Annotated in this window: 15 protein-coding genes; 9 read left to right on the top strand and 6 right to left on the bottom strand. The window is 65.5% G+C overall.

The window, feature by feature from the left end; all coding sequences use genetic code 11:
* Positions 1-78: 78 nt before the first annotated feature.
* Positions 79-636: a PAS domain-containing protein gene (locus tag BRAD285_RS11830; protein WP_006611202.1), complete on the bottom strand. Its 558-nt coding sequence runs from the start codon at positions 634-636 to the stop codon at positions 79-81.
* 511 nt (positions 637-1,147) lie between these two features.
* On the opposite strand from BRAD285_RS11830, the gene BRAD285_RS11835 reads away from it, so the two are divergent.
* The gene (locus tag BRAD285_RS11835) at positions 1,148-1,942 is read left to right on the top strand and encodes a rhomboid family intramembrane serine protease (protein ID WP_006611203.1); all 795 of its coding nucleotides are present in this window, start codon (positions 1,148-1,150) and stop codon (positions 1,940-1,942) included.
* A gap of 275 nt (positions 1,943-2,217) precedes the next feature.
* Positions 2,218-2,646: a CBS domain-containing protein gene (locus BRAD285_RS11840; protein ID WP_006611204.1), complete on the top strand. Its 429-nt coding sequence runs from the start codon at positions 2,218-2,220 to the stop codon at positions 2,644-2,646.
* On the opposite strand, the gene BRAD285_RS11845 is transcribed toward BRAD285_RS11840, so the two are convergent.
* Positions 2,633-3,652 (bottom strand): patatin-like phospholipase family protein, encoded by a 1,020-nt coding sequence (locus tag BRAD285_RS11845; protein WP_006611205.1) that lies wholly within the window; start codon positions 3,650-3,652, stop codon positions 2,633-2,635. The genes BRAD285_RS11840 and BRAD285_RS11845 overlap by 14 nt on opposite strands.
* A 264-nt stretch (positions 3,653-3,916) precedes the next feature.
* Between BRAD285_RS11845 and BRAD285_RS11850 the strand changes: the two genes are divergently transcribed.
* Both BRAD285_RS11850 and BRAD285_RS11855 read left to right on the top strand, forming a co-directional pair.
* Positions 3,917-4,996, top strand: coding sequence for a hypothetical protein (locus BRAD285_RS11850; RefSeq protein WP_087877643.1), 1,080 nt, complete (start codon positions 3,917-3,919; stop codon positions 4,994-4,996).
* 199 nt (positions 4,997-5,195) lie between these two features.
* Entirely contained in the window at positions 5,196-5,366 is a 171-nt protein-coding gene (locus BRAD285_RS11855) for an RNA polymerase sigma factor region1.1 domain-containing protein (protein ID WP_035645852.1), read from the top strand.
* A gap of 164 nt (positions 5,367-5,530) precedes the next feature.
* On the opposite strand, the gene BRAD285_RS11860 is transcribed toward BRAD285_RS11855, so the two are convergent.
* On the bottom strand, positions 5,531-6,184 hold the full coding sequence (locus tag BRAD285_RS11860) for a TetR/AcrR family transcriptional regulator (protein ID WP_006611287.1): 654 nt from the start codon (positions 6,182-6,184) through the stop codon (positions 5,531-5,533).
* Positions 6,185-6,280: 96 nt separating this feature from the next.
* On the opposite strand from BRAD285_RS11860, the gene BRAD285_RS11865 reads away from it, so the two are divergent.
* Positions 6,281-7,123 carry an SAM-dependent methyltransferase gene (locus BRAD285_RS11865; protein ID WP_006611288.1) on the top strand — a complete coding sequence of 281 codons (843 nt, stop codon included), beginning with the start codon at positions 6,281-6,283 and terminating at the stop codon, positions 7,121-7,123.
* A 118-nt stretch (positions 7,124-7,241) separates the two neighbouring features.
* Here BRAD285_RS11865 and BRAD285_RS11870 read toward each other — a convergent pair whose 3' ends face one another.
* A complete protein-coding gene (locus BRAD285_RS11870) occupies positions 7,242-7,712 on the bottom strand; it encodes a hypothetical protein (protein ID WP_006611289.1) in 471 nt (156 codons plus the stop codon).
* Positions 7,713-8,046: 334 nt separating this feature from the next.
* Between BRAD285_RS11870 and BRAD285_RS11875 the strand changes: the two genes are divergently transcribed.
* Positions 8,047-9,660 (top strand): IS1182 family transposase, encoded by a 1,614-nt coding sequence (locus BRAD285_RS11875; RefSeq protein ID WP_087877574.1) that lies wholly within the window; start codon positions 8,047-8,049, stop codon positions 9,658-9,660.
* A 656-nt stretch (positions 9,661-10,316) separates the two neighbouring features.
* Positions 10,317-12,833, top strand: a complete 2,517-nt coding sequence (locus BRAD285_RS11885; RefSeq protein WP_006612940.1) for a bifunctional diguanylate cyclase/phosphodiesterase — start codon at positions 10,317-10,319, stop codon at positions 12,831-12,833.
* A gap of 165 nt (positions 12,834-12,998) precedes the next feature.
* On the opposite strand, the gene BRAD285_RS11890 is transcribed toward BRAD285_RS11885, so the two are convergent.
* Entirely contained in the window at positions 12,999-13,562 is a 564-nt protein-coding gene (locus BRAD285_RS11890) for a nitroreductase (RefSeq protein WP_006612939.1), read from the bottom strand.
* A 301-nt stretch (positions 13,563-13,863) separates the two neighbouring features.
* On the opposite strand from BRAD285_RS11890, the gene BRAD285_RS11895 reads away from it, so the two are divergent.
* Complete coding sequence (locus BRAD285_RS11895) at positions 13,864-14,766, top strand: hypothetical protein (RefSeq protein WP_371507568.1); 903 nt, start codon at positions 13,864-13,866, stop codon at positions 14,764-14,766.
* A 217-nt stretch (positions 14,767-14,983) separates the two neighbouring features.
* Here BRAD285_RS11895 and thrS read toward each other — a convergent pair whose 3' ends face one another.
* The gene (gene thrS / locus BRAD285_RS11900) at positions 14,984-17,050 is read right to left on the bottom strand and encodes a threonine--tRNA ligase (RefSeq protein WP_006612937.1); all 2,067 of its coding nucleotides are present in this window, start codon (positions 17,048-17,050) and stop codon (positions 14,984-14,986) included.
* A 198-nt stretch (positions 17,051-17,248) separates the two neighbouring features.
* Between thrS and BRAD285_RS11905 the strand changes: the two genes are divergently transcribed.
* Positions 17,249-18,730 (top strand): hypothetical protein, encoded by a 1,482-nt coding sequence (locus tag BRAD285_RS11905; protein ID WP_244422268.1) that lies wholly within the window; start codon positions 17,249-17,251, stop codon positions 18,728-18,730.
* Positions 18,731-18,794: the final 64 nt, after the last annotated feature.

Here is an 18,794-nt window from a genome sequence, read left to right on the forward strand (position 1 = left end):
GCGGGCGTTCATGTTGTTCGCGCTTTGCGGGAGGCGCACGCCGCATGTCGCAGCTCGTCTGCAAGCTGCGACGACAGATCAGCGCAGGCCCTCATACACCATCAGCCCACGCGCCAGCGCCAGCTTGCGCAGCGCGCGCGGCACGATCGGCTGGACGGGCGGATGGATGTAGCGCCACGACACCATCTCCAGCGGCCCGAGCGCGCCCTGCGGCGTCTCGAACGGGGCGAGCAGGCCGGTCAGGCTGATCGGCTCATGCGCGCGCATGGCGAACGGCAGCAGCAACAGCTCGAAATGCGCCGTGGTGCGATCGGGCGCCACAGCCGTCACGCCGGCGATGGCCGGAAGCGTCTCCTCGCAGACCACGGACGCGATCTCTTCGATCTCGTGGCGGCTGGCCGACGAGAACTGTGCGGCGAAGCTCTTGTCCTTCACATCGCCGCCGAGCAGGGCGCACAGCCGCGTGCCGGCCATCCGGAACGGAAAGCCGCTGTCGGGATCGCAGGACAGCACGAAGATGTCGCCGAGCAGCTCGCGCACGGCCTGTGGCTCGAAGTCGCCGCGCTCCGGCGCCTTCGCATGGCCGCGTCTGTCGTTCCAATAGGCGAAGAGCTCGCGATTGGACGGATGTTTCATCGGATAGATCCCTCGCGCCCTCGACGTTGTCAGGACATCGCTGTCCCGCTTTCGTCCAGGCGCCTCCCTGGTTGTTTGTGCAGGAGGGGCTGTGCAGCGTCCATGCCGATGGTGCGATCGTGCCGGCTTTACCCCGACCTTCCGCGCGTTAAGGTTAAATTAACGATGTACTTGGCGGCGGCCACGGGATCGTTAAGAAAGCGTTCATGCCATAGCGGCCGGACGAGATCCGCCGCGATCCGGCGAGGTACACGAAGGCGGCGTCAAACAAGTCCGGTCGTCGCGACGGGGAGGGGTGGGGAACATAACCCTGGGCTCTCCGGACGCGCAAACAAACCGGCGGATCTCATGAGGGAGAGCTTTCTCAGGGCTCTCCCTCTTTTCTTTTCTGGATCGCCGTCGTTTTCGGGCCATCAAGCCGCACATCAACTCTGCATGTGTGCGCTTGCACAGATCCGCCAAAGCCGCCTATCTGACAGGCCTGTTCCTCTCGTCGAAGGCGTGCGGCCCGTTGGATTCCTCGTCAGACGTCACCCAAGATCCGCCGCTGCAGGCCGCGCGCGAGCCGGTCCTCAACCTGCCGGGCGCGCTGACGGCCTATATCGCCCTGATCGCCCTGATCCATCTGCGCGTGCTGCTGCCTGAGGAATGGGACGGCTGGATCCTGGACCTGTTCGCCTTTGTCCCGAAACGATACGACCAGACGCTGCTCGATGGCGCCTTCCCCGGCGGCACGCCGGCCAAGATCTGGACCTTCGTCAGCTACTCGCTGCTGCATGCCAATCTGACGCATATCGGCTTCAACGTGCTGTGGCTGCTGCCGTTCGGCAGCGCGCTGGCGCGGCGCTTCGGTGCCTTGAGGTTCTATCTGTTCATGGCGGTAACGGCGGCGGCGGGCGCGCTCGCCCATCTCGTCACCCATGAGCATGCACTGGCGCCGATGATCGGCGCCTCGGCCTCGGTGTCCGGGGCGATGGCGGCGGCGATGCGCTTCGCCTTCGTGAAAGGCGGCTTCCTGTCGTTCGGCCGCGGCGATGCCGATGCGGCCGCCAAGGTGCCGGCCCTGTCGCTGTCGCGTGCGCTGCGCAATCCGCGGGTGCTCGGTTTTCTCGGCGTGTGGTTCGGCGTCAACATCCTGTTCGGCGCCTTCGGCCTCACGCCCGGCGCCGAGGGGGCCGATGTCGCCTGGCAGGCGCATATCGGCGGCTTCGTCGCCGGGCTGGTGCTGTTTGCGCTGTTCGATCCGATCCCGCATGTGCGTGAAGATGCTGCACCTGCGTTGCCGTCGGAGCCGGTCGACAGTTAGTTGCCGCTCAACTGCGCTTGCGGGCGCGGGTGATTTCATTCATCATTTACATCCCATGCAACCGGAACACGATTCCGGGCAAATAAGGCAGGCTGTTTTTCGTGGCCGTCCGCCGGCCTGCCGAGCGCACTGCAACCAGAACGCGACTGGTGCATTGCCACCTGTTGATTGGCACTCGTGACTATCGAACTCGCTTGAACTGAAGACTTCTGCAGGCATCGGCCGCAACGACGCCTCGCTCAAGAAGGCGCATCGGCCTCTCAAGGAGACGAGCAATGACAGTACGTGCGATCCTCGACATCAAGGGCCATCAGGTCGAGAGCGTCGACCCCCAGACCTCACTCGCCGACGCCGCCAGGCTGCTCGCCGACCGCAAGATCGGCGCGGTGCTGGTGATGTCGGGCACGCGGATGGAGGGCATCCTCTCCGAGCGCGACATCGTGCGCGCGCTGGGCGAGCGCGGCGCTTCTGTCCTCACCGAGCCGGTCTCGGATGTGATGACGCGCCGGGTCGTCAGCTGCAAGCCGGCTGACACGGTCGCCTCGCTCATGGAGACGATGACCAACGGCAAGTTCCGCCATCTGCCGGTGATCGAAGGCGGCCTCGTGGTCGGCCTGATCTCGATCGGCGACGTCGTGAAGTGGCGCGTCCAGGAATACGAGACCGAGCAGGAAGCGCTGCGCCAATACATCAAGACGGCGTAGGCGCTCCGCCGGCGGCCGGCGCCGTTGCGCCGATCGCCTCATGGATCGAATCCAGCGCGCGTTCGGCCGCCTTGGTGCCGAACGCGATGAGATCGGCCGCGCGGTGAAAATCGAACCAGCCGATCTGGCCGACGCGCGGCGAGATCAAGAGGTCCGGCGGATCGCCGGCGAGCCGCGCGCGCGTGATGCGGTCCTGCATGATGTTGAAGGCATCGACCATGACCGAGGAGATCCCCGGCCGGCCGCCTTCGCCGAAGAATTGCCGCTTCACCGCGCGCTCCGGCGAGAACAGCCGGCGGAAGCGCCGCTTCTGCGGCGCGCTTTCCATCACCGTCTCCGGCACCTCGACCGGCTGGCCATGCGAATAGATCGTCGTCGAATGCGTGAACACGTCGCTCGACAGATTCGCGGCAATCACGATCTCGGCGCCGAGCGCGCGCGCTGCCGACACCGGCACGGGATTGACCATCGCGCCGTCAACCAGCCAGCGGTCGCCGATCAGGACCGGCGCGAAAATGCCGGGCAGGGCGTAGGAGGCGCGCATCGCATCCACCAGGCTGCCATGCGTCAGCCAGATCTCGTGCCCGGTGCGGATCTCGGTCGCCACGGTCGCGACCTTCATCGGCAGCTCCTCGATCGTGACGCGGCCGAGCGAAGCTTCCAGTTGCGCGGCCAGTTTCTCGCCGCCGATCAGGCCGGAACCGTTGAGCCGGATGTCGAGATAGCCGAGCACGTTGCGCATCTGCAGGCTGCGCGCCCATTCCTCCAAAGTGTCGAGCTGGCCGGCCGCATAGGCGCCACCGACGACCGCGCCGATCGAGGTTCCGACGACCACGTCGGGCACGATGCCATGCGCCATCAGGGTGCGGATCACACCGATATGGGCAAAGCCGCGCGCCGCGCCGCCGCCCAGCGCCAACCCGATCACCGGCTTGCGGATCGTCCCGAGCCCGACATTCGTGCCGTCTGTTCCGCCCTGACGGCGTCCCATCAACATGTCCAGCACCATCATCTCCACGCATACGCCATTCGGCGACGAAGCGGCTCCACCGTGTTCCGTCGTCGCGATTCCGGACATCAACCTAGCAGAAGCATCCTTCATGCCGGTTGACGGCTCCATGAGATGCCGCCGATGTGATGTTTGCGCGACGTCCACGACGATCATGCTGCGGCATAACGGCTGCGGCCAGGCCGCGCGCCACGCCCCACCATTCCCGGATCGGTTCAGTACAGGCTTGAATTTGCCCCGTTTTCGGTCAAAACCAGCGTGATGACGAGAGGTCGCGGTTTCTTCGGAGTCCGGCATGGCGTGCGGCAATGGCCGGCGCTCGTGCTGTCGTGTCTGGTTGCCGTCTCCGGCGTCTCGGCCGCGCAGGCGCAGCTGTTCAGCGACCGACCGCCGCCGATTCCGCCAGCCTCAGTGCCGGATCCCGGCGCGGCCGTCAGCCTCGCGCCGCCCTCCGGGCCCGGAGCGGGGCCCGCGGTTCCGCCGCCGCCTGCGCCGCAGGCCATCCCGGGCCCGCCGGTGGCCGCGATCCCGCCGGGCGCACCCGCCGCCATTCCGCCGGTCGCTGCTCCCCCCGCGGCACCGAACCAGGGCGTGCTGTCGCTGTCGGCGCGCTACGGCAAGGACCTGCCGAACATCAATGGCGGGCTCGTCTGGCGCGTGTTCGCCGACCGGCCCGACGAGACCGGCGCCTTCAAGATGCTGCGCGAAGATCGCGGCGCCACGCCGAACATCGTGCTGCCGCCTGGCAACTACGTCGTCCACGTCGCGCTCGGCCTCGTCAGCGCCGTCCGGACGGTGAGCCTGAAGACCGACACCGATCGCGAATCCTTCCTGCTGCCGGCCGGTGGCCTGCGGCTCGAGGGCCGGGTCGGCTCCAGCAAGATTCCGCAGAACCAGATCTCGTTCGCGATCTACAAGGGCAGCCAGTTCGACGGCCGCGAGCGCCCGCCGCTGGTGCCGAACGTCGCCGCCGGCGACATGCTGATGCTGCCCGAGGGCACCTATTACATCGTCTCCAACTATGGCGACGCCAACTCGGTGGTGCGCTCCGACATCCGCGTCCAGGCCAGCAAGCTCACCGACGTCACGGTGACGCATCGCGCCGCGGTCATCACCCTGAAGCTCGTCTCCGACAAGGGCGGCGAGGCGCTCGCTAACACCGCCTGGTCGGTCATCAACCCCGGCGGCGACGTCATCAAGGAATCGGTCGGCGCCTTCCCCAAGGTCGTGCTGTCCGAAGGCGACTACCGCGCCATCGCCAAATACGAAGGCAAGGTGTTCGAACGCTCCTTCAACGTCGTCAACGGCGTCGACGGCGAGGTCGAGGTGCTCGCGCGCTGAGCAGGTGCCGTAGGGTGGGCAAAGCAGCCGCCGCGAAAGCGGCGGCAGCGTGCCCACCATGGCTCAGCAAACACATCAGCGCCATGGTGGGCACGGCGCCATTGCGATCACGCGAGGGGAGAGAGCAGGGCCGCGCCTTTGCCCACCCTACGACATCGACTCGTCCCTAGGTATGAGAGCCACTGATCGGGAGAGGCGCATGCACGTGTCCGGAATCATCCGACGCGCAATCGAAATCGGGGAGCGTAAAGGCTGGATCACGTTCGACGAACTCAACGCCATCTGTGCGGGCAGCACCGTCGCGCCCGAGGACATCGAGCGGGTCATGCAGGCACTCAGCGACGCTGAGATTCGCCTGGAGGAAGACTGACACAATGGTGGAGTTTCTGCATGGGCGGGGTCTGATCACCAGTCGTCCCGACGAACGCCGGGACCCATGCCGCGGAATCCATCGAGGAACGTTCTATCAGTGGCCTTCCTTCGTCGCGGCTGGTGCCACGTGCAAGAGCAGGCGACGAGCCTGTCTTGATTGCCTTAAGCTGAGCGCTTTCCCGGTCGCGGTGACGGCGGGCCCGATTTTCCGTCGTCATGTCCTCGGCCATGCAGCAGTCCCGTTCCCGCCAGCGTCAACACCCGGCGGATGATGTCCTCGAGGTCGCCGTCCCGGACGATCTGGCGATCGACGAGCAGCAGCCCCAGGCCGTGCACGAGCGCCCATAGAAACAATCCGGCAATCGGCAGCTCCGACGCCGGCAGGCGCGGTTCGAGACTCGCCTTCATGATCTCGTAGCTGCGCGTCCGCAGCGCGCGGATCGCTGTGCTGTGCTGTGAGACTTCCGGAAAACCTTCACCGAACATCAGCCGGTAGAGCGCCGGATTGGCACGCACGAACGCGACATAGGCCTCGCCATAGGTCAGCAGCGAGCCGCCGGCATTCGGGGGCGCAGCGGCGAGGCATGCGGCAAGCTCCGTGGCGCCTTGCTCGGCAAGGCCGAGCGCGATGGCATCGCGGCTCGGGAAATGATGATAGGCGGATGGCGCTGACACGCCGACCCGGCGCGAGATTTCGCGCAGGCCGAGGAATGATGGGCCGCGCTCTTCCAGCACCTCGCGCGCCGCCGTCAGCAGCGCGTTGCGCAGGTCGCCATGATGATAGCTTTTGCGCGGCTTCCTCGCTGGCCTCGCCATCCGGACCTCGATCAAATCTTTACAGTGTTAGGATTATGCGCTATCTCGCTAGGATGCGCAACCGGAGGCCTCGGTTTCAGAAGGGGACTATTCGTCATGCAGATGGGACAGCCCAGCCGGACCGCGTTGGGGGCGGCGGTTCACCGCGCCACACATCAGACGGTCGACGGCGCCAGCATCTTTGCCGATCCGCTGGCCCGTGTGCTTCTCGGCGACGAGGCCGACGCGCTCATCGCCGCTGCCTCAGCGGACGAGAGCAGGCATCGCCTGCGGTTGTTCATCGCCGCGCGCAGCCGTTTCGCCGAGGATGCCCTGGCCATGGCCGTGTCCCGCGACGTTCGTCAGGTCGCGGTCATTGGCGCCGGCCTCGATACGTTCAGCCTGCGCAATCCGCACGCAGCCGATGGGCTGCGCGTGTTTGAGGTCGACCATCCGGCCACTCAGGCGTGGAAGCGGGAGCGCATCGCTGCCGCCGGCCTCACTTTGCCTGCCTCGCTTGTCTTCGTACCGGTCGATTTCGAGCGGCAAAATCTCGGCGATGCGTTGGCTGACGCCGGCTTCCGAACCAGCGAGCCCGCTTTCTTTCCCTGGCTCGGGGTCGTGCCCTATCTCAGGCGCGAGGCGATCCTGGCGGTGCTGACGTTCATGGCGAGCGTGCCCGGCGCGGAGGTCGTGTTCGACTACACGGAGCCGCTCGACAACTACGCTCCGGCGCGCCGCGCCAATGTCGCCGCGCTCGCCGCGCGCACCGCCGCGATCGGCGAACCCTGGCTGAGCCGGTTCGATCCTTCGGATCTGCGCCGCGACCTGCTGGGCTGTGGCTTCAATGAGATCGAGGACATCGGTCTCGCCGACATCATCGGCCGCTACCTCGGCGCGCCCGTCGGCAGCGCAAGAGAAGCAGGACCGCATGTCGTGCACGCGCGACGAGTCGTGTAGGGCGGAGCCGGAGCGCATCGGTCGAAGCAACAGGCGCGTCACCCGGATGAGCGCCGCGACATCCGGGGTCTCACCCGCAGCCCGTTGAATATGCGCGTCCGCCGAAACGCATCATGATCTAGGGCACGCAGCCCCACAACATCGACGTCTTACCTTTGCCCAGCGCCTTTGCCGCGCCGGCAAGCGAAAAAGTTTCCACCAGACCGTATTTGGGAAATTCGACCGTGAACGATTTTGCACGGCTCGCAGCGAGGGCTGCGACCAGCGCCTGGAAGTCCTGCATGCCGGGACGTGACTCAGCTTTGAATTGCTGCTCATCGAGGTCGAACGCATAGTTGTGACCATCAACGATGATCCGCGCCGCCACACGCTCGCCCGCTGCCGGATGAAGTCCACTCGCGGTGATGAACATGCCTGGTGTGTGGTCCTCCTGCCCGCTTGGGCAGTAGATGTTGAGGTTCGATCCGCGCGCGTTCCTGATGATCGCCTCCACCGTTCCCTGCGCGAAGCCCGCTGTCCAGCGATAGTCCTCGGCCTGCGCGTCGGCTGCACCGAGGCAAATTGCCAACAGAACGATTTTGCTCCTCATATCACTTTCCCCTTAGCGCGCTCGCGATGCTCGTGGCGATGAACCAGATCCTCTGTATCATCGCTCGCGCGCGTGTACAGCCTCGTTTTGCGTTCAGAAGTTGAATTGCAGCATCCGAACCCGGCACAGTCGGAAGACAGGATCTTAGCTTGAGCCGTCAGTGTTGCGTCACGTTGGATGACGTCGCATCTCGCGTGAAGTTCGCCGCAACTCCAATCCCGCAAACGTCAGCATCTGCCCGTCGGGTTACTTTGTCGCACTTATTAGTGCTTGCCTCGACGAGGCTGGGCAAGAATCTCGGGCGTTTTGCGTGGCGGGATGTACGATTCGGCTTATGACGAATCGCCCGTTCAAGAGCGGTGAGAGCCGCGAGCAAGCCAGCCTGTTTCCACCGCGGATCGAGGATTACGTATCTGCGGACAATCCGGTTCGTGCGATCGATGGCTATGTCGATGCGCTCGACCTTGCCAAGCTTGGATTTCGGCACGCCGACCGGCGCGCGGCGGGAGCGGGACAGCCGCCATACGCCCCGTCCGATCTGCTGAAGCTGTACCTGTATGGCTATATCAACCAGATCCGGTCATCACGCCGGCTGGAGCGTGAAGCCTGCCGCAATCTGGAACTGATCTGGCTGCTGAAGTCTCTCAAGCCCGGCTACCGGACGATCGCCAATTTCCGCAAGGAGAACTGGGCGGCCCTGAAGGCCGCGAACCGCAGTTTCGTGCTGCTGCTTCGCGAACTCGATCTGATCGGCGGGACCCTGGTCGCGGTCGACGGGGCGCTATTCCACGGCAATGCCAGCAAGGACAGCATCTTCACGCGCGGGAAGCTCGCCAAACAGATCGCCAAGCTCGATGAGGAGATCGAGGCGTACGGCAAGTCCCTCGACACCAACGATGCAGCAGAAGCCAAGCGGCCCGACAACGGCAAGGATGGCAATGGCGGCGGCGATGTCGGGGACAGGATCAAGGAACTGATGGCGCGGCGTGAGCGCGCTCAGTCCGATCTGGAGAACCTTGACAAAAACGACAAGGGACAGGTGTCGAAGACCGACCCCGATGCGCGGCTGCTGAGCAAGGGCGATCAGACGATTGCAGGCTACAACGTCCAGAGCGTCGTTGACGACAAGAACAAGCTGATCGTCGCCAGCGAGGTCGTCAATCGCAGCGATGTCCGACACCTGCATATGATGGCGATAGCGGCCAAGGAGAACCTGGAGGTCTCGTCGCTGCAGATATTGGCCGATGTCGGCTACTACAACAGCGAGGATATCAAGGCTTGCGAGGATGATGGCATCACCGCCTATGTCCCGCTGCATCACGGCAATGGCAAGAAGCACACGCGCTTCACGCGAGCTGACTTCACCTACGATTCCGCAACCGACACCTACCGGTGTCCCGCAGGCCAGGCGCTGCATCCCACGAAGAAGCTCTGGAAGAATACGAGCGGCAGAATGGAACGCCGTTACCTGGGCTCAGTGCCGACCTGCAGCGTCTGCCCCCTCAAGGCGTCTTGCCTCTCCGCGAAGGCCAAAAGCCGCAACGTCTCTCGGTGGGAGCACGAGGAGGTGCTGGATCGTCACCGCCAGAGAATGGCGAGCGAACAGGCTGGCCAGCTGATGCGTCGCCGCTCAGCCCTCGTCGAACATCCGTTCGGCACACTCAAGTGCCGCGCCGGGTATCAGCATTTCCTCGTCCGCAGCTTCGACAAGGTTCGCGGGGAATGGAGCCTCATGGCGCTCTCTTACAACTTTAGCCGCGTCCTCAACATTCTCGGCCTGAACGACTTCCTCGCCCGCATCACCGCGTGGGCTATTGCAGCTCAACACGCCGCCTCTGCCGAGGCCAACGCCGCACGAGAGGCGATTCCGCTTGCCTTGATACGAAACTGGACGATGATACGGCTATGGCTCGAAGTCGCACCGCGCCGAGCCCTCCTAGCCTCCTAATTTGGATTCTTGCCCAGCCTCGTCGGGCAAATCAGATCGATGCTCTTGCGCATCCCGTCCCGGGATGAGGGGCGTATCGCGGTCGTCACGGCACGCGGGGCGGGGAGCGGTGGGCGTGGTGGATTGCAGCGCGGGGGAGCTCGCGCCGACGAACAATTCGCTGCGCACGGTCAAGTCGCGCGGTCCTGATATCCCGAAGCTGATATCACCCGTGCAAGGCGGGTGAGCGCATTGTCACGGCATGGTGGCCAGAAAGCCCGGCGCACCAGGGAGAACGCGAAGCAGCCGTTAAGGCCATCGCGCAGGGAGGGCCGGGTCTGTCCGGCTGAACCTGTGGTACCTGCCGCCTGCATTTTTTTCCGCAGGCGGGCCACGGGCCTCAGTCGAGGTCCGGTCCTCCTTGCGCCCTCACATCACGTGAGGGTCTCGCCGATGCATCGCTCGGGCGGATCTCCGCCGCGGGATCGCTTCCTCACGTCAGGTTGTCGCAACTCATCGCAACGAGCGCAGGATGTTGCGCATCGGGCGATCGCAGGCGCGACGCGGCTGTCATAGTCTCTAATGCGCGATAACCATGGAACGACTTCGAACTGTCATATTTGCTGCGCGCGGTTGCACGGCAATCTGGATTCACAACCCGTTAAAAACAAATCTGCATGGGATACCACTTCGAGAAGCTGGCGATTGAGTACGATGCGATGAGTGCCGCGAAGAAGAAGACGTCCGCGACGATCAGCAATGATCTGTTCGAGGACATTCCGGTGCTGAAGCGCAAATGGCACGCCGCATTGAAGCCCGGCCAGAGCCTGCCTCGCTACGAAGACGTGATGCTCGGAAGCCTCGGCCGTCTCGCCGACCATGTCGCGCTGCTGCGCGAAGAGGACGACCGGCTGGAAATCACCCGCAGCGGCCGTTACGTCCAGCAATGGCTCCAGAACGACGGCTGGGACATTCCCGTCGAATGTGTCTCGCCGGATTGCGCGACGGTGCTGACCGAAGCCGCGATCTGTGCGGCGTCGAGCTGCAAGCCGCATCTGTCGACCGCGCATTGTGTGCGGGACGGCATGGTGCGTACCTACGATGTGCTGGCGCTACCGACCTGCTCGCGCTGGGGCAGGACCCTCGTCGGCGTGTATATCAACGAGCGCGCCACGCAGTACAATCTGCTCGACTCGATCTTCTCCACCACAGAGGATGGCGTCGTCTCGCTTGCGACCATTCGTGATAGCACAGGCCACCCCTGCGACTTCCAGGTCGTGCATCACAATCAGTCTGCGGCGAACCTCCTCAAGCTGTCAGCGGCCGAGCTGCAATGGCGCCGGCTGCGGCAAGGCGGGACGATGCTCGGCACCGCCGAGGTGCTCGCGCGCCTGTTCGCCGTGGTGACGCAAAGCGGCCGCGATCAGCTCGAGCTCGATTGCGACGATCGCAGCCTGCGGCTCGGCGTGCATGCGTTCGGCGACATCGTCTCGCTGACCGTCTCGGACGTCACCGCGCTGAAGCGCCGCGAGGCGTCGTTCCGGCTGCTGTTCGATGCGAACCCGCTGCCGATGGGCATCTTCGATACGGAGACCGGACGCATCCTGAAGATCAACGCCGCGGCGGAGGAGCATTACGGCTACGACCGGAGCAGCCTGCTGGAGATGACGATCTGGGATCTCTGGCCAGAGAGCAATACGTCGAATCTCGATGAGGCGATGGCTCGCCTGACGGCGCGGGACGATTTTCATCGCGAATGGCAGCACTACAAGGCCGACCGCTCGCTGATTGACGTGCTGGCCTATGGCCGCAGGATTCGCTACGACGGACGCGACGGCTTTCTCGTCGCCATCGTCGACATCACCGAGCGCCGCAAGGTCGAAGCCCGCATTGCGCATATGGCGCATCATGACGGCCTGACCAATCTGCCCAATCGCGAGTTCTATCAGGAGCGCCTGAGGCAGGCGCTGGAGCCGGGGCCGGCCGGCAACAAGCCCGTCGCGGTGCTGTGCATCGATCTCGACCTGTTCAAGAACGTCAACGACTCGTTCGGCCATCCGATGGGCGACCGGCTGCTGCAGGCGGTGGCCGATCGCCTGAGGGAGCGTGTCAGCGGCGGCAATCTGGCGGCCCGGCTCGGCGGCGACGAATTCGCGGTCATCCTCGGTGATGCGCCCTCCGTGAACGAGGCGAGCGATGTCGCGGCCAGGCTGATCCAGGCCTTGAGCGCGCCGTATGAAATCGACGGTCAGGAGCTGGTGATCGGCGCCTCGATCGGCATTGCGCTTTCGCCATCCGACGGCGAGACCAGCGAAGAGCTGATGAAGAATGCCGACATGGCGCTGTACCGCGCCAAGGAGGAGGGCGGCGGGGTTCACCGCTTCTTCGAGAAGGAGATGGACCTGCAGGCGCAGAAGCGCCGCGACATGGAGCACGATTTGCGCCATGCCTTTGCGCAAGGTGAGTTCGAGCTGCACTACCAGCCGCTGGTCGACGTCGCGAGCAACGCGATCTCCGGCTTCGAATGCCTGCTGCGCTGGCGGCATCCGGAGAAGGGCATGATCTCGCCGGCCGACTTCATTCCGGTGGCCGAGGATATCGGCCTGATCGTGCCGCTCGGCGAATGGGTGCTGCGCGAGGCCTGCCGCGAGGCGGCGCGCTGGCCGGACGGCATCACGGTCGCGGTGAACCTGTCGGCGGTGCAATTCCGCAGCCGCAACCTGGTGCAGGTCGTGATGCAGGCGCTGGCGCAATCCGGGCTGGCGCCGGATCGGCTGGAGCTGGAGATCACCGAGTCGATCCTGCTCGCCGAGACCGAGGCCAATCTGGCCATCCTGCATCAGCTGCGCGGGCTCGGCATCCGCATCTCGATGGATGATTTCGGCACCGGCTATTCCAGCCTCAGCTATCTCCGCAGCTTCCCGTTCGACAAGATCAAGATCGACCGCTCCTTCGTGAAGGACCTGGCGCAGCGCTCGGACTGCCTCGCCATCGTCCGCGCCATCTCCGGCCTCGGCAAGAGCCTCAACATCACCACCACGGCGGAGGGCGTCGAGACCTCCGACCAGCTCGACTGGCTGCGCGCCGAAGGCTGCAACCAGGTGCAGGGCTATCTGTTCAGCGCGGCACGGCCCGCCTCGGAGATCGCGGGCCTCCTGGCGCAGTTCGGCGCGAGAGCGTCGAAAGCGGCGTGAGAGAGGGGCCGTAGGGTGGGCAAAGGCGCACACACCACTGCTTCATCCGAGCGAGATCGCTGTGGCGCCGTGCCCACCGTCGGGCCGCGGATGGGTGGCCCGACGGTGGGCACGCGTCGCCTGCGGCGCCGCTTTGCCCATCCTGCGGCAGGGGGCCCGTGGCGTTCAGAATCGCGTCACGATGTCCGCCAGCGCCGGACGCGGGCGATCCTCGCTCGGCTTGGTGGGCTTGCCGATATGAATGAGCCCGGCGAGCTTCTCCTCCGGCCTCAAGCCGAAGCCATCCATCACGTCGCGGTCGAACATGAACCAGCCGGACAGCCAGCAGCCGCCATAGCCGAGCGCGGTCGCAGCCGTCAGGATGTTCATCGCGCTGGCGCCAGCCGAGAGCTCCTGCTCATAGGCGGGCACCTTGGGATGCGGCTTGGTGAAGCTGACAAGCCCGATCACCAGCGGCGCCTCCATGAAGCGGTTCTTCTCCACCTCGAGCTCGGCGGCGCTCGCCTGCGGGTTCTTCCTGGCAAAGGCAGCAGCGATCATCTCGCCGGCGCGGCGGCGGCTATCGCCCTCGAACACGATGAAGCGCCACGGCGCGAGCTTGCCGTGGTCCGGCACGCGGGCGCCGATGGTCAGGATGGTGTCGAGCTCGCTGGGCGAGGGGCCGGGGCCGCTCATCTCGCGCGGCTTCACGGAACGGCGGGTCTTCAGGAGTTCAATCGCGTCGGGCACGTCGGTGGATCTCGTTCGTTGCACGCGGAACAGATAGCACGCGCCTCCACCTGCAACGAGGCCGCGGCACGGCGTTTTGATCGGTTCTACCGGCTTGGTATCAGCGGCTTTCCGACCACGCCGCATCCTGCAGCTTGGGCGGGTTCCGGCGAAGGGCTTCGCGGAATGCGCGGCGGCGGAGCGGCTGCGGCCATCTGTCCAAAACGGCACTATCTCGTGCGAATTGTCGAACCTGAGGGAGACCGGTAAAAACATAGTGTTGAGACCGAGGGCTGCATCACTTGCAAGATCTGACGTGCCGATGACCGCACTGAGACCGTCACCTGATGCCGTCGCACGGCTGCGCGGGATGCCCGGCTTCGACCAGGCGATGCGGGCCTCGACGGCCGCCGCCGTCCGGCTGTACCGCGGCGACCGCATCCTCAATGCGCTGCTGAGCGACCGGGCGCGGGCGCTGTTTCCGCATGTCGCGCTGTATCTGCACTTCGCCGAGCAGCGCGATGGCGAGCTCGGCCTCACCGTCGGCGCGATGAAGGAGATGTGCGCGAGACTCGACCTGTGCAGCGCCGGCCGCTGCGAGGCGATGCTGGCCTTGATGCGCGCGACAGGCTTGGTGGCTGCGGCCGCGAACCTCGACCGCCGCAGGCGGCCGCTGGTGCCGACCGACAAGCTGATCGCGTTGCATCGGGAGCGGTGGGGCGTGCAGTTCGATGCGATGAGCGCGGTGCTGCCGGCTGCCGTGGCCTATCGGGCCGGGTTGAACGACCCGGCCTTCGTGAAGCACTTCGTGCTCGAGCTCGGGCGCCGCTTCATCGCGGGCGCGCGGGTGCTCGACGGCGCGCCGGAGCTCGAGCCGTTTGCCGAGCGCACCGCCGGAATGGTGATCCTGTTCAGCCTGGCCCAGAGCGCCGGGCCGGACGACGCGTTCCCGCCCGACAGTCCCGTGCCGTACTCCATCAACGGTCTGGCGACGCGCTTTTCGGTGTCGCGCAAGCACGTGCTGACCTTGCTGCGCGTGGCCGAAGAGAAGGGCCTGCTCGTCCGCGGCACCGACGCCATGTCCATCCTGCCGCTCGGCCGCGATGCGATCGAGCGGATGCTGGCGACGATGTTTCTCTACATGGCCGAATGCGCCGACGTGGCGCTGCAGGCTGCGGGCAGGGAGGGACATGCGACGGATGCCGTTGCCACTCTGTCCGCGTAGCAGCTCGCGACAGCCGGCGCGTTGGCAAGCGATGTTTCTCGGCGCGTCATTGCGAGCGCAGCGAAGAAGTCCAGGGTCTTTCCGCAGAGGCGGTCTGGATTGCTTCGCTGCGCTCGAAAAGGCGGGAAGAGAGAGCGGCGCGTTTCGAAGTGCAAGCGGCACCCGGGCATGCTGTCCCCGGGTGCCGCTGCGCTCATTCAGCCGGCGAGCTGCGACGTCAGGCCGCGTCGCGCTGCCTGCGTCGCACGTCGGGCGGCATCGCCTCGTCGACCAGGGCGGCGATCGCATCCGCGGTCGGCATCACCGTCTGGCCGTCGCGGCCGAGGCGGCGGACGGAGACCGAATGCGTCTCGGCCTCCTTCTTGCCGACCACGAGCAGCGCCGGGATCTTCTGCAGCGAGTGCTCGCGGACCTTGTAGTTGATCTTCTCGTTGCGAAGATCGATCTCGGCTCGCAAGCCGGCCCGCCGCAGGGCCGCCAGCACCTGCTTGGCGTATTCGTCGCCCTCGGAGGTGATGGTGGTGACGACGACCTGGGTCGGCGCCAGCCACAGCGGGAAGCTGCCGGCATAGTGCTCGATCAGGATGCCGATATAGCGCTCCATCGAGCCGCAGATCGCGCGATGCACCATCACGGGCGCCTTCTTGGCGCCGTCGGCATCGATATAGAACGCGCCGAACCGCTCCGGCAGGTTGAAGTCGACCTGCGTGGTGCCGCACTGCCAGTCGCGGCCGATGGCGTCGCGCAGCACATATTCGAACTTGGGCCCGTAGAACGCGCCTTCGCCCGGATTGATCTCGGTGCGGATGTGGTTGTTCTGCGCCTTGATCTCGTTCAGCACGGTCGCCATCACGCGCTCGGCGTGATCCCACATCTCGTCGGTGCCGACGCGCTTCTCCGGCCGGGTCGACAGCTTCACCGTCAACTCGCCCTCGAACCCGAAATCGGAGTAGGTCGAGAGGATCAGATCGTTGATCTTCAGGCACTCCTCGGCGAGCTGATCCTCGGTGCAGAACACATGCGCGTCGTCCTGGGTGAAGCCACGCACCCGCATGAGGCCGTGCATGGCGCCGGAGGCCTCGTAGCGGTGCACGACGCCGAACTCGGCCAGCCGCATCGGCAGGTCGCGGTAGCTCTTCAGGCCATGCTTGAAGATCTGCACGTGACCCGGGCAGTTCATCGGCTTGAGCGCGAACCAGCGCTTGTCCTCGGCCTCGTCGCCGGCGGACTGCGCCGCGAACATGTTCTCGCGATACCAGTTCCAGTGGCCCGAGGTCTCCCACAGCGACTTGTCGAGGATCTGCGGCGCATTCACCTCGTCATAGTCACCCGCCAGACGCCGGCGCATATAGGCGATCAGCGCCTGGAAGATGCTCCAGCCCTTGGGGTGCCAGAACACGACGCCAGGGCCTTCCTCCTGGAAGTGGAACAGGTCGAGCTCGCGGCCGAGCTTGCGGTGGTCGCGCTTCTCGGCCTCCTCGATCTGCTTCAGATAGGCGTCGAGCTGCTCCTGCTTGGCGAAGGCGGTGCCGTAGATGCGGGTCAGCATCGGGTTGTTGCTATCGCCGCGCCAATACGCGCCCGCCACCTTCATCAGCTTGAAGGCGTTGCCGATCTTCCCCGTCGAGGTCATGTGCGGGCCGCGGCACAGGTCGAACCAGTCGCCCTGGTAGTAGATCTTGATCGGCTCGTTGCCGGGAATGGCGTCGACCAGCTCGACCTTGAACGCCTCGCCCTTGTCGCGGAACACCTGCTTGGTCTTCTCGCGGTCCCACACCTCCTTGGTGAAGGGTTTGTCGCGGCCGATGATCTCGCGCATCTTCTTCTCGATGGCGGCGAAGTCCTCGGGCGTGAACGGCTCGTTGCGGAAGAAGTCGTAGTAGAAGCCGTTCTCGATCACGGGGCCGATCGTGACCTGGGTGCCCGGCCACAAGGCCTGCACGGCTTCGGCGAGCACGTGCGCGCAATCGTGCCGGATCAATTCCAGCGCGCGCGGATCGTCGCGGTCGACGAGCTCGAGCTTGGCATCTTCTTCAATGGGGTCGTTGAGGTCGACGACGTCGCCGTTCAGCGCCATCGCGACGGTGCGCTTGGCGAGCGAGGGCGAGATGCCCTTGGCGATGTCGAAGCCGGTGGTGCCCCTGGGATATTCGCGCTTGGCGCCGTCGGGGAAGCTGATGGTGATCTTCTCGACCGGAGCGGCGGGCTTCAGATTGCTGAGGCTGTACTGGAAGCCGGGCTTGGACTGGTCGGATTTCGAGTCGGGGGATTTCGAGTCAGGCATTGTCTCTCTCCGTTAGCTCACTCCTGCGAACGAGCGCAGGTAAGCGGGAGCCAGGGGTATAGCAGGGGATTTGCAGGCTGCAACCGGGGGAGAGACGGGAAAACCGGCCGATTTGCCTCGCCTGTTGCGATGCGGACATTGCTGCCGGGCGCCGGTATGATACAACTTCAAGTGTTCAGGGCGTGGGGACGCGTGGCGATGGTGTCTTTTGGGGAGGCGCCGCTCTCTCTTGTGGTCAGGCGTTGCGGCATCCAGATCGCAGCGCTGATCGCGCTCGTGCTGATGGACGTGTCTGCCCATGCGGCGGTGCCGCCGGCGGGAAGGCCAGCGACAGCCGCCAGACCTGCGTTTCAACAGAAGCCGTTCTTGCCCCAGAAGCCCGCGGCGCAGGCCAAGCCATCGGCCCCAGTCAAGCCGGTCACGCCGGGGGCAGAGGTCAAGCCCTCGAAGCGTCCCGGCAAGTCGCCGCGGATGGCGGACAATTTTGCGCCGATCTCGTTTGCCCTCATCAAGGGACCGGCCGATGCCTGCGGCCCGGGCTGCGACAGCTGGATCGCCGCCGAAGGCAAGATCGACGGCGGTGCCGCGGCACGGCTGCGCAAGATCTTGAAGCAGGTCGGCGACCGCAAGCTGCCGATCTACTTCAATTCGCCGGGCGGCAATCTCGAGCAGGCACTCGCGATGGGCAACATGCTGCGGGAGAAGAAGGCCGCGGTCCGGGTGGGGCGCACCACCGTGCGCGAATGCGGCTTCGAGTCCCAGGAAGGCGACGTCTGCACCAAGCTCAAGCAGTCCGGCCGCGAGCTGCACGGCGAGGTCTGGACGCGCGGGGCGATGTGCAACTCGGCCTGTCCCTACCTCATCCTTGGCGGCACTGTGCGTGAGATCGCGCCGGATGCGACGCTGGCGGTGCATTCGCCGCGCGTCATCCTGAATTACACCGGCGGCGTGCCGCCGCCCGAGGTACGCGCCAAGGCGTTGCAGGCGGCGATGGCGCGGTCCGACAAGATGGTGCTCGACTACATCACCAAGCTCGGCGCCGACCCAGGCCTCCTCACGGTGGCGCGCTCGGTGCCGTTCGAGGGCATGCGCATTCTCACCCGCGAGGAGATCGTCCGCTTTGCGCTGGACCGCCGCGATCGGGTCGAAAGTCCCTGGATGTTCGAGGCGGCCAGCCGCGGCATTGCGTACAAGACGATTCTGTCGCGTGAGGACGGCAAGGGCACGTTCCGGACCACCCGTCTTCAGCTCGTCTGTTTCGACCAGGACCGCTTCGAGCTCGACGTCGAGCGCAATGCAGCCATCGGAGCTGCCGGCGGAGCGCTGTCGATGAGCAGCGGCGACGTCAGGCTGAATTTCCTGTCGCCGCCGCGCCGGTCCGGCGACCGCGAGACCTGGGGCGTGTTCATGAATGCCGGCCAGATCAGGTCGCTCGCCGCGGCGCCGCGGGCGGAGCTGAGCGATGCGCTGCTCAACGTCGCGCGCCCTGGTGCTTCGACCTTTGCGGTCGGCAGCGAGGGGCTGGAGACGGCGCTGAAGAAGCTGACCGACAGCTGCCCGCCGTCGAAGGCCGTCGTCTATCCGGGCGGCGTGCCGGTTCCCTGGACGCAGGTGTCTTCGCCTCAGGTTTCTTCCCCTCAGGTGTCCTTGCCGCAGGCTTCCGCGCAGCCGGTGCACTGACCACGAGGACAGAAGAGCGAGGGAAACAGAATGTCATGACCGCATGAGACATTTTCATGCAAGT

This window comes from Bradyrhizobium sp. ORS 285 (genome assembly GCF_900176205.1).
GTDB lineage: Bacteria > Pseudomonadota > Alphaproteobacteria > Rhizobiales > Xanthobacteraceae > Bradyrhizobium.

Bases quoted from the DNA above. Each gene is read 5' to 3' on its own strand.
- BRAD285_RS11895 (WP_371507568.1), top strand. From the start codon at position 13,864: ATGACCGCACTGAGACCGTCACCTGATGCCGTCGCACGGCTGCGCGGG.
- BRAD285_RS11830 (WP_006611202.1), bottom strand. From the start codon at position 636: ATGAAACATCCGTCCAATCGCGAGCTCTTCGCCTATTGGAACGACAGA.
- BRAD285_RS11870 (WP_006611289.1), bottom strand. From the start codon at position 7,712: ATGAGGAGCAAAATCGTTCTGTTGGCAATTTGCCTCGGTGCAGCCGAC.
- BRAD285_RS11840 (WP_006611204.1), top strand. From the start codon at position 2,218: ATGACAGTACGTGCGATCCTCGACATCAAGGGCCATCAGGTCGAGAGC.
- BRAD285_RS11865 (WP_006611288.1), top strand. From the start codon at position 6,281: ATGCAGATGGGACAGCCCAGCCGGACCGCGTTGGGGGCGGCGGTTCAC.
- BRAD285_RS11905 (WP_244422268.1), top strand. From the start codon at position 17,249: ATGGTGTCTTTTGGGGAGGCGCCGCTCTCTCTTGTGGTCAGGCGTTGC.
- thrS (WP_006612937.1), bottom strand. From the start codon at position 17,050: ATGCCTGACTCGAAATCCCCCGACTCGAAATCCGACCAGTCCAAGCCC.
- BRAD285_RS11855 (WP_035645852.1), top strand. From the start codon at position 5,196: ATGCACGTGTCCGGAATCATCCGACGCGCAATCGAAATCGGGGAGCGT.
- BRAD285_RS11885 (WP_006612940.1), top strand. From the start codon at position 10,317: ATGGGATACCACTTCGAGAAGCTGGCGATTGAGTACGATGCGATGAGT.
- BRAD285_RS11860 (WP_006611287.1), bottom strand. From the start codon at position 6,184: ATGGCGAGGCCAGCGAGGAAGCCGCGCAAAAGCTATCATCATGGCGAC.
- BRAD285_RS11875 (WP_087877574.1), top strand. From the start codon at position 8,047: ATGACGAATCGCCCGTTCAAGAGCGGTGAGAGCCGCGAGCAAGCCAGC.
- BRAD285_RS11850 (WP_087877643.1), top strand. From the start codon at position 3,917: ATGACGAGAGGTCGCGGTTTCTTCGGAGTCCGGCATGGCGTGCGGCAA.